Annotated in this window: 10 protein-coding genes; all 10 read right to left on the bottom strand. The window is 45.9% G+C overall.

Annotated features, from left to right (window positions below; all coding sequences use genetic code 11):
* Positions 1-23: 23 nt before the first annotated feature.
* The 10 genes from I4V44_RS09165 to I4V44_RS09210 all read right to left on the bottom strand — a co-directional run bounded on the left by I4V44_RS09165 (position 24) and on the right by I4V44_RS09210 (position 11,147).
* Positions 24-1,010 (bottom strand): type I phosphomannose isomerase catalytic subunit, encoded by a 987-nt coding sequence (locus I4V44_RS09165; protein WP_243240931.1) that lies wholly within the window; start codon positions 1,008-1,010, stop codon positions 24-26.
* Positions 1,011-1,068: 58 nt separating this feature from the next.
* Positions 1,069-2,385, bottom strand: coding sequence for a sugar phosphate nucleotidyltransferase (locus tag I4V44_RS09170; protein ID WP_173741913.1), 1,317 nt, complete (start codon positions 2,383-2,385; stop codon positions 1,069-1,071).
* Positions 2,386-2,409: 24 nt separating this feature from the next.
* On the bottom strand, positions 2,410-3,351 hold the full coding sequence (locus tag I4V44_RS09175) for a GDP-L-fucose synthase family protein (protein WP_334291964.1): 942 nt from the start codon (positions 3,349-3,351) through the stop codon (positions 2,410-2,412).
* 21 nt (positions 3,352-3,372) lie between these two features.
* Positions 3,373-4,425, bottom strand: coding sequence for a GDP-mannose 4,6-dehydratase (gene gmd / locus I4V44_RS09180; RefSeq protein ID WP_173741912.1), 1,053 nt, complete (start codon positions 4,423-4,425; stop codon positions 3,373-3,375).
* Positions 4,426-4,589: 164 nt separating this feature from the next.
* Positions 4,590-5,465 (bottom strand): AraC family transcriptional regulator, encoded by an 876-nt coding sequence (locus I4V44_RS09185; protein ID WP_118408261.1) that lies wholly within the window; start codon positions 5,463-5,465, stop codon positions 4,590-4,592.
* A 22-nt stretch (positions 5,466-5,487) separates the two neighbouring features.
* Positions 5,488-8,433: a fucose pyrophosphorylase domain-containing protein gene (locus I4V44_RS09190; RefSeq protein WP_118567158.1), complete on the bottom strand. Its 2,946-nt coding sequence runs from the start codon at positions 8,431-8,433 to the stop codon at positions 5,488-5,490.
* A 220-nt stretch (positions 8,434-8,653) separates the two neighbouring features.
* A complete protein-coding gene (locus I4V44_RS09195; protein ID WP_118342208.1) occupies positions 8,654-9,268 on the bottom strand; it encodes a VanZ family protein in 615 nt (204 codons plus the stop codon).
* Between the two features lie 3 nt (positions 9,269-9,271).
* Positions 9,272-10,177 carry a sugar phosphate nucleotidyltransferase gene (locus I4V44_RS09200; protein ID WP_118342206.1) on the bottom strand — a complete coding sequence of 302 codons (906 nt, stop codon included), beginning with the start codon at positions 10,175-10,177 and terminating at the stop codon, positions 9,272-9,274.
* 191 nt (positions 10,178-10,368) lie between these two features.
* Positions 10,369-10,719, bottom strand: a complete 351-nt coding sequence (locus I4V44_RS09205; RefSeq protein WP_226839745.1) for a hypothetical protein — start codon at positions 10,717-10,719, stop codon at positions 10,369-10,371.
* A gap of 125 nt (positions 10,720-10,844) precedes the next feature.
* Entirely contained in the window at positions 10,845-11,147 is a 303-nt protein-coding gene (locus I4V44_RS09210; protein WP_271724947.1) for a group II intron maturase-specific domain-containing protein, read from the bottom strand.
* Positions 11,148-11,377: the final 230 nt, after the last annotated feature.

Raw genomic sequence — 11,377 nt, forward strand, 5'->3', positions numbered from 1 at the left:
CCCATACCCTGGAGTTCTGTATTTTATCCTCTGATATCAAGGAACTGCGCCTGTCCGTGAATCGTAAGGACTTCTGAATCCGCCGGCACAAACACACAATCTCCCTTATAAAAATTAACAGTTCCCTCATCATAGGATATCGTGCCACAGCCATCCATGCACAGTAATACCCGAAATGCCATCCTGTCCGCACGGTAATGCACCGTCTGTCGGCGTTCTGTATTGATAAGCATCCGGTACACTTCAAAATATTTGCAGCGTATCAACAGCTCCGATGCCATCCCCGGGCGGTACTTCAGAACCCGCAGCGGCTGTCTCGGCTCTGCACTGCCGTGAAGATCTGCCACATCCAACGCCTTGTCGATATGCAGTTCCCTTTTCTTCCCATCCTTTCCTATGCGGTCGTAATCATACAGCCGATAGGTCAGGTTCGAGCTTTCCTGGATTTCTGCCACGAGCGCACCTGCCCCAATGGCATGGATCGTGCCTGCAGGGATAAAAAACAGGTCATCCTTGTGAATAGGTACCTTCTGCAGATACTTCATCACCGCACCTTTTGCCAGTGCCTTTTGCATTTCTTTCTTTGTGCAGTCCTGCCGCAAACCGTAGATCAGTTTTGCATCCCTGGCTGCATCCAGCACATACCACATCTCCGTTTTTCCAAGCTGACCATGTTCCTTCATCTTTGCATAGTCATCATCCGGATGCACCTGCACAGACAGATCCTTTCTTGCATCGATCAGCTTCACTAGGATTGGCAGCGTTGTTTCGCCCTTATGCCGTTCTCCCAGATACTCCGGGTGGGCTTTTATGACCGCAGTCAGCTCCATTTTGTCAAACGTTCCACAACACACAGTACTTACCCCATCCGGATGCGTGGAACATTCCCATGTTTCTGCCAACGGAGACAACTCAATATTCTTCCCATATTCATCATTCAGCCTTTTTCCACCCCACAGGTAATCCTTACCTGCCGGGCGGAGCAAAAGGGGTTCATTTCTTCTTTCCATGCATACGTCCATTGATCACCATTTCTGTCTTTCTTACCAGTCGTATTTTCTATCTTATTTACTGCTCCAGCTCAAACTTCTGCTTATCGTGGACGTTGATATCTGCGCCCAGCTGTACCTCAATCAGCTTCAGTTCCGTATCAGCTATCACAGTATGACGGCAGCCTGCGGACATAGTTATAACGTCACCTGACTTTACCATCTGCTCCATACCATCCACGATGGTCTTTCCTTCACCGGATATGACTACCCACACCTCATCCCGGTTCTTGTGGCTGTGGTAGTTCATACTGTGGCCGGGATTTAAGGTTACCTTAATCGTCAGGGATGTGGTTTCCACATCGACCACCTTAAAGCTTCCCCAGGACTTCTCGGCAAACATAATCTGCTGTTCAAACTTATCTACAAACGGCTTAATGTAAGAACTCTGCTCTTTATCCGAGACCAGAATGCCTTCCGGTGATGCGGAGATCACCACATCATGCAAACCCATTGCCAGTACCGGCACATCCATTTCATTGATGATATGGACTCCGGAGCACTTGTCGTTCAACTCTCCCTTACCAATAATACTTTCGTCCATTGCCTCAGTCAGCGTATTCCATGTGCCAAGGTCTTTCCACATACCGGCAAAACGGACAACCTGAATCTTCGGCTCATGCTCTGCCACAGCATAGTCGAAAGAGATCTTCTTCATGGTATCGTACTTGTCGAACAAATCCTGATAGTCTGTAAAATCCATCATCTCATGGGCTTTATCCATCACATAACCCATTTTATAAGCAAACACACCACCATTCCAGAGTGCTCCCTGTGCAATATACTGTTCTGCCACGTCCGCTGTCGGTTTCTCCCTGAAGGTCCTTACCTCAGCTACATGGTCTGTACTCTCTGGGATGATATAACCGTATTTCTCACTGGGATAAGTCGGTTCAATGCCCATCAGCACCAGATTTGCCTCGCACTTGTCTGCCTGCTCTGACAGTTCCTTCAGTGCTTCAAAATAACCATCTTCCACATAGGGGTCAACCGGGCAGACTACCACAGACTCAGACGGGGCAACGTGCATCACATCCACCAGATAAGCTGTTGCCAACGCAATGGCCGGGAATGTATCACGACGGCACGGCTCTACGCTGATGCCCACGTCCTCACCCAGCTGGTTGTGAATCGCAGAAACCTGTGTCTTACCGGTAGCAATGGTCACAGTCGCATCTGTGTCCACCTTCCTGATCTGTCGGTAGACACGCTGCACCATGGATTCATAGGTACCGTCCTCCTTTTTGAAAATCTTGATAAACTGTTTGGAACGGATGTCATTAGAAAGGGGCCACAGACGTTTGCCGGAACCGCCGGACAACAAAATGATATTCATAATCTTCTCCTCGTAAAAATAAGATCAGCGTTCAGCGCGCATGGGATTATTCAGGAAGTCCTCATACGCAAGGCGTATGCCATCCTCAAGCTCGGTTTTATACGTCCAGCCAAGGTTCGTTGCCTTGGAAACATCCAGAAGCTTACGCGGTGTACCATTTGGCTTATCAGGATCCCATTTGATCTCACCGTTATAGCCTACAACCTTCGCAACCAGCTCAGTCAGCTCCTTAATAGTCAGTTCCTTACCGGTACCGGCATTGACAGTCTCGTTACCTGAGTAGTTGTTCATCAGGAACACACACAGATTTGCCAGGTCATCCACATAAAGAAACTCACGCAGCGGAGAACCATCCCCCCAGCAGGTTACACTTGCAGCACCGCTCTCCTTCGCCTCATGGAAACGGCGGATCAGCGCCGGAAGCACATGACTGTGTGTAGGATGATAGTTGTCATTTGGACCGTACAGATTTGTCGGCATTACGGAAATATAGTCTGTGCCATACTGGCGGTTCAGAAACTCACAGTACTTTAACCCGGAAATCTTTGCCAGTGCATATGCCTCATTGGTTTTCTCTAGTTCAGAAGTCAGCAGGCAGCTTTCCTTCATCGGCTGGGGTGCCATACGCGGATAAATACAGGAAGAACCTAAGAATTCCAGCTTCCTGCAGCCGTTCTTCCATGCAGAGTGAATCACATTCATTTCCAAAATCATATTATCATACATGAAATCAGCCAGTGCATTCTGGTTTGCCACAATGCCGCCTACTTTGGCAGCTGCGAGAAACACATACTCCGGCTTTTCTGTAGCGAAAAACTTCTCCACTGCATCCTGACGGGTCAGATCCAGCTCCTTATGAGTACGTGTCACAATATTCGTATATCCCTGACGCTGCAGCTCACGGACAATGGCAGAGCCTACCATTCCGCGATGACCTGCAACATAAATTTTTGCATTTTTTTCCATCATAATCGTATGCCTTCTTTCTTACATAACAGCCTTCATGGCCTTCTCGCGCTTTGCAAGCTCACGGTCATGCTTTGCCATAATCTTCACCAGTTCTTCATAGCTCGTCTTCTGTGGATTCCATCCCAAAACCGTCTTCGCCTTAGTCGGATCGCCCCACAGATTGTCCACATCAGTCGGCCGGAACCACTGGGGATTTACGCATACCAACATCTTGCCGGTAGCTGCATCGTAACCCTTCTCATCAATGCCGGTACCTTCCCAGCGGATGGTCATACCGTTAGCTGCAAACGCCTTCTCAGTGAAGTCGCGGACAGTGTGCTGTACACCTGTCGCAATGACAAAATCCTCCGGCTTCTCCTGCTGCATGATCAGCCACATACACTCAACATAATCTTTGGCATAACCCCAGTCACGCAGGGAATCCATATTGCCCAGTTCCAGATGATCCTGCAGACCTTCTGCAATGCGTCCTGCAGCCAGTGTGATCTTACGGGTAACGAAATTTTCACCACGACGCTCAGACTCATGATTGAACAGAATGCCGTTAACAGCGAACATTCCATAAGCATCACGATATTCCTTCACCATCCAGAAGCCATACTGCTTTGCCACAGCGTAAGGGGAATATGGATGAAACGGTGTGGTTTCTTTCTGTGGAACCTCTTCTACCTTGCCATACAGTTCAGAAGTAGATGCCTGATATACTTTACAGGTCTTTGTCAGACCGCAGACACGGACAGCTTCCAGCACACGCAGGACACCCAGTGCATCCACATCACCGGAATATTCCGGCGCATCAAAGGATACCTGCACATGGCTCTGGGCAGCCAGATTATAAATTTCATCCGGTCTGATCTCTCCCACCAGACGGATCAGCCCTGAAGAATCAGACAGATCTCCGTCATGAAGTTTAATCACATTTTTTTCGATCAGATGATCGATACGGGCAGTATTTGAAATGGAAGCACGACGTACAATACCGTGAACCTCGTAACCCTTCTCCAGTAAAAATTCAGCCAGATAGGAACCATCCTGACCGGTAATACCGGTAATCAATGCAACCTTAGACATATATTAACCTCAACTTTCCTTTTGATTTACTTTCTGTTTTGATCAATAGAAACTGTTCAATACCTCCACAGTTACTGCATTTATTTTAGTAAAAAATCCGGAAAGCCTGAATTCACGATATTGCCCTTTCTCCCTGTTTTCTTACATTATCTTGCTCTCTTTTCTCACTTCTCCCACTTCTCTCTGTACTCTAAAGGACTCATGCCTTCCATCTGTCTGAAAACCCGGCTGAAATAATGAGGCTCTCCCAGACCACATTTATAGCCGATGGTCTTTATCTTTTCGTCGGAAAAGCGGAGCATATATTTTGCCTTCGTGACTCTCCTGTTCATCAGATAGCTGCTGATACTGACACCAAACTGCTCCCTGAACACGCGGGTCAGATAGTATTTACTGATAAAAAAATGCTCTGCCAGAAAATCCAGGCTTATTTTCTCCTGATAATGCTCATCCAGGTACTGCTTTACAGGAAGTACATTCTGTTTTTTCAGATCTGCATCTCTGTGTTTTTCTCCCGGGTGCCAGGACTCATTCATCAGAAGCGTCAACAGATAATTCAGCTCACTGTTGATCTTCATATCCCGAATGTAATCATCGGAATCTGCCAGCTCATAAATCCTGTGACAGATTTCCAGAAACCCGGAAACAGAAACGGGGTGGAAGACTGCTCTTCCACCCCGCTCTAAATACTTGTCATAAATTGCTGTCATATTCGGACCATAGAAATGTATCCAGGATAAACTCCACAGCTTCTCCGAACTACTGTGTGCATACTGTTTCCTGCAGTCAATAAACACACAGTCTCCTGTACGAAGAGAATAAGTTCTGCCTTCACAGATGAGCTCACCCTCGCCATCTGTCACTGTAAAAAATAAATAAGAGGACAGGTTACTGCGCCCTGTGCTGTGAGGCTTATGTACTTGCAGAGAGCCAATCTCCTGCAGATACAGTAAAGAAGTCCTGGCAAAATTTGACGGTGTATATAAAATCCTGTCAGAGGTGACAACCGGTAATTGTGTATTAACAAATAAATCTTTCATCTAATCTTTTCCTTCGGAATTTCTATTCCCATACAAGATTACAGTCAGCTACGCCAACAAGGCTGTCCATAAATACTTCTTTCAGACGTTCTTCCACCATCTGCCTTGTCACACCCTTTTTCAGTATCACCTGAAGGAAACCGCCGCCACCGGCACCACATACCAGCTTTCCGTCCACCAGCTCCTCAATACTGCTGAAAATCTGCTCAATCAAAGTGTTACTGCTTCCGGCATCTATTTTCTTACTCAGTTCCCAGTGATAATCCAGAAGCTTTGCAAAACCGTCTACGTTTCCACGCTCCAGTTCAAAGCGCATCAGTGCTGCTGTTTTCTGGATCTCCTCCAACGCAAACAAACTGTCCGGTTCATTACCCACATAGCGTCCCACCACATCACGGAGAAGATTTCTCGCCAGACGCCTCTGCCCTGTATAGATCAGGACAAATCTTTCATCTAGCTCCTTCTTTGTCTGCGGTGAAAGCTCTATATGTGCTACCTGAAGCTGCTGTTGAAGCCCAGGCATGGAGGTTATATATTTAAGACCAGGCGTAATACCTCCGACCTGATCCTGCCATCCTCCTCCTGTAGACATGATCTGTTCCATTGCCAGTACATGGGCATATAAATCTTCTTCTGTATATGCGATTCCCATAAATTCAAACACTGCCTTCACACAGGCTGCCGAAAGAATAGATGAGGTGCCAAGACCGGAACCTTTGGGAACATTTGTTACCTCAGAATGCATAACAAAACCACTGCCAAGACGTTCCAGTATTTCACCCAGAGTATGTCCTTCCCTGGGAATGATCCCACAGGCAAGAAGACAAGCCTTCTGCAGGGCAAAGGGATCATAAGGGTCACCTGTGGCCTGCAAAGGCTCAATCGTGTCAAACTCTCCATGAACATCCATATCCCGGCTGTCAAAAACCACCTTCTGCTCAGGAATCCTCTCCAATGTCACCTCCACCGGCTTCTCCCCGTTCAGAAGAATAGCTGCATTTAATACAGTCCCACCTTTTTCATTACAGTAAGGCGGTGTATCACTCCAGCCACCTCCCCAGTTCACACGAAGCGGCAGCCTGACTGTATGATGATCTGTAACAATCCTTGCCTGCTCATTATAAGCAAGACTTTTGATTGTCGCTTCCAGAACTTCCGACTGAATAATGCGGAAACATTCCTGCACCTCATTCTCATCCTCAAGGATCACTCCCAGATAATAATGCAGACGCATTTTTTCACCGAAATCTGCTTTTCTCAGACGCTTCTCCAGCCATTCCTTCTGAATCTTTGTAAGCGACTGCAGCTTTCTTATACTTCCTGCAGGAACCTGATCCCTGATTGCCTTTGCAATCCCGTCCATAGTTACCAGATCTGCCATCCGCTTATTCCATGCTATGATAGCATCCGGATCCGCCTCATTAAATCCGGCGCAGAGAGACTTGTGGGAAGCTGCAGTCCATAAAGATCTGTCAAAATCTTTCCCTCCTGTGACAATCTCATAAAGTTCCAGTGCCGCATCTACTGCCTCCCGGATTGTATCTGACTCCTGATACAGCGCAGCAGACCACAAGGTATGTGCCTGTCCGTTCTCCTCCCAGAATCTCACTCCAAGTGTATCTTCCAGTTCATCCAGATCCCTGCCAAACAGTCGGTTCTCCTTAGGATTATCATTTACGCCAAAAATACGGACAATAAATTTTCCGTTTCTCTGCTTCAGCCCATGGAGAACAACATTATCAGGAATAACCTGATCCTGCACATCTATGTAAGAGAGCACACTGTGGCTGCCAATCCTGGAATTTCCATGCACATAGGAAACCTCCAGATAACAGTCTTTCCCAACAGATGCCCTGCTGCTCAGTACACTGTTATAGCCAGACACATCACTACGGATACTGCTGCCCACTTTCCGGCTCCATCCCAGATAATGGTACTCATCCACACCTCCGTTCATCAGCTCCAGTATCTCCCTGGTCGTTCCAAAATGAATAAACTTCGCAGGTGCCAGACGCAGAAGCTTCATCCTGTAGGGACGCAGCACCTCCCACACACGGGTTCTGGCAGCCGTCAGTTCCGGACAGAATTCACCCTCCGGCTTCTCCCTGTAAAAATCCTCCAGCGTAGAATCCGAAGCCAGAGGATAAAGAAAATCAGCGTAAAGAGAAAGACGCGTTCTCTCATTGACATTTCTGTCATAGTCCGCGTCTGTTTCAATCAGTGAATATAAAGATTTCATAATGTCAGTACTAAAGATCAGTGCCCCGGTATCAATATCCACACAACCGGATTCATTGACTGCTCCTGTTTCCCGCAGGACCTCCACAGATTTCTTCTGCAGACAGCATTTCACATTTCCGTCCGGTCCATTCAGATAAACACCATGGTTCTTACCGGTCTCTACGTTTTCCTTAAAGGATATGGCAGCTGCACCCACATTGTTGTAGTCAATCTGAAGAGGATTAAATAAAAGCAGTACATCTCCCGACAGCAACACCATCCCTTCACGAATCCGCGAAGGAACAGAACTCATGCATATCATGAATTCATCAAATAAAGTGGAACTGCGTCCATTGGGTAATTCATGAGGCACCGGCGAAAAAAGCTTACCCAGCGCAGAATACTGAGGAACACGCTTACTGTCCCCGCCTGAATGAATCACCAGCACACGAAGGCTGTCAAAAGATCCTTCCTGTTCATGAAGATATCTCAGAACCTCCAGCGTAGCCCCTCCGGAGCCGACACGCCTGCCATCACGATCCGGGATGGCAACAAACTTCGTGCCTCTCGGCAGGAAGTTCTGCCTGTCCGCAATCTGTTTACGGAAGCCTTCTGCCTGCTGCTCATTGGAAGCAGTCAGGATCACATAGTCCCAACGTGGGAAGCTGCGGAGTTTTAAAGATCTGTTGTAATCGTCCCAGCAGTCATTGTAGGCCTGGGACAGGAAAAGGGAATTTAGATTTGTCATTTGGGAGTCCTCCTTGAGTATAGATTTTTCACAAGTCAAGGCTGTTTTCTATCAAACGAAATGATGCCTTGACAGCTGATTATGGAAATGATAATGAGACAATATTCAATGTAAAAGTGGATCAAAAGAGAGCGTAAATCAAGATATTTCATAGTGTCTGCCCCATGTGTAACCAAACATAACGTTTAACCTTTCCCAGTACACCATGAAGTTTTTTCTTTTACAGACCTTTCTTGATTTTTATTATTCCCCAGTAGCACATACCTCCAAGCACTCCACCAACTGTGTTGTAGAAGATGTCTGATAATTGGAATGTGCCGAGCCGTAATAGCAGTTGCAATATCTCTATCATCAAAGAAAAACCGAACGCTATCTTCCCACTTAGCCACAATATATTATTCCAACCATTGCCTGCTTTGCCATGAAATGTCCACATCACTACTGCAGAAAACGGAACCATCATAATCACATTCTCAATGCACTCCGTGGTAAGTTGCTGCTCTCCATTTACGATCTCCCAGATGCCCCAGCCACCCATAATATTAGACAACGGGTTCATCCACAGGTTTCGATTCAATAATGTCCGGAACAGAATAAGGGAAGTTACAAAGGCTAAGAAAAACAATTTTCTGAAGAATATACTCTCTTTGAACTCCCTGTACCATGTCACCATAGCATTCTTCCAGCCTTTTCCTGCTTCGATAGGTTTATAAGCATATAGATAGAAAAACATAGCAAGGAATGAAAGCAGAAGCGAAAAACCAAACGGCTCGTAGAGAGCAGTCAGGATGTTAGTGAAGATCTTTCCGAGTAAATCAATTGTTTCTTTCATCATTTTTTATAGATCACTGAACAGGTCAGCTTTGTACACACCATTCTCCTGCATCTTCCTGAAGCTGTCTTTCACAGATGCGACATCTTCGTGATAGGTCATACCGTACCAGGTATCGTTGGTTTTCAGAACCTTCACTGACATCTTTCCCTGCTCCAACAACTCACCGATGAAGACAGGAATCAGATACTCAGCCTTTAGTGGATTGCTCGGTACTTCTTTATCGAAGAACTCCTTAAATCCTTTCTCCAGCACATCCATGAATCCCGGTGTCAGCCCCCACATGTTCATAGAAACCAGAGAATTCACATCAACAGTCACTCCGTCTGCTTCTGCGCCATCTGCAGTCTTCACGATATTCTTAGTTTCTACAATTTCAGTCAAGTTTCCATTCTCATCCATCTTGCAGATACCACGAGTCACACCGCCGTTATCAGACAGAGTGTTACTCAGCACAAAGCCTGCCATGCAGGACTTGCCACCATTCATCAGATACTCATGAACAGCCTTGAATCCTTCCCTGCCATAGTAATCGTCCGCATTGATTACAATAAAGGGAGTCTTGATAACCTTCTTTGCAGCAAGTACAGCCTGTCCGGTTCCCCACGGCTTTGTACGACCTTCCGGTAAAGTTCCCGGAATATCCTTAATATCCTGGAAGACATAGTCTACAGTTACATCATGAGCGGAGCAGACAGAAGCAATACGATCACCAATGACCTCTTTAAACTCCTTCTCAATATCCTTACGGATGATAAATACTACATGGTTGAATCCAGCCTCAATCGCATCATGGATTGAGTAGTCCATGATGATATGGTCAGTATCATCGACCGGTTCCAATTGCTTTATTCCTGTTCCAAATCGGCTGCCGATTCCGGCCGCCATGATAAGTAATGTTGTTGTTTTCATAATCTCTCCTTACTGTGCTTACATTGCTTTAGCTGGATATCCCTTAACATGCAGATTCGTATATTAACAGATTATTTATTATCTATCTTATGATTATTTGTTCCGTCCAGCTATATTCATAGGTTCCGACTCAAGTACCCACTAAAAATTCATATTATACTTTTTTTAGAAAGCTTTTAGGATATGTTCACTCATTTTATCGGTATTTCATAGGGTCTGACCCCACATGTTCTAATATTCTCATAGAAATTACCAACAAGAATCTGATTAAGTTTCTTCACTATCTCTTTCACGGGCAATGTTCTCATTTCTCCTATCAGCTTGTGAACTTCCTTGCATTTATGGCTGAACTTCTTCCTGCTAGTTTTCCTCTTTACTCTGAACTTACCGTTTTTGCCATGTGAACAGTAGTGTGTAAATCCCAGAAAATCGAATGTTTCAGGTTTGGGTTCTCCTCGCTTGGCTCTGTTTGCTTCCGCAAATCTTCCAAATTCTATCAACCTTGTCTTCTTCTCTTCCAGGCTCAGTCCAAAGTGTTTCATCCTTTTCTTCAGTAATTCGTAGACAAGTTCAGCATCTGATTTATATTGAAAGCCCATAACAAAGTAGGTAGACCCAAGGAACCTCCCCTTGAGTCCCCATCAGAACCGTACGTGAGCCTCTCGACTCATACGGCTCCCTCTCCAACAGATGGTAATATTCCAAATTTCCAGTGTGCAAACAAGTTTCTGTCTCTTCTGGCTACTGCACCAAGCCAGTGCTCGGCTCTGCTTCTCGTGTTCTTCTTTTTATAACTTCGTCGTACCCATTTAATCAGACATTGATTGATATAACGCAACACCTCATAAAATTCTGACTTATAATAGTGTGTGTAGTAGTTAATCCATCCTTGCACTACTTTGTTTATCATGTTCCCAATATCTTTTAATGAGAGATTCGCCTTTAACTGTAAGGGGATTTCGGTGCTCAATACTCACCCTGCTACCTCGTTGTCTACGCTTCATGATTCCAGTTACCCAGAGTCATGCAAGACTCACTAACGAATGAGGTGGTTATTCTCTTTTCGTGCAGGATTTCCGCCTGCTCGGTGAAGTGCCCTTTGCTGGGCGCACGGGTCTGACCCCAATGTGGTCAACCTAGCGTCAACTTAGGGGCATATTAGCGAATAGCCTCCAATGCAAACTACAAAATAAATCGGTT

The organism is Blautia sp. 1001283B150304_161114_C9, assembly GCF_015668165.1.
GTDB classification, from domain to species: Bacteria; Bacillota; Clostridia; order Lachnospirales; family Lachnospiraceae; genus Blautia_A; species Blautia_A wexlerae.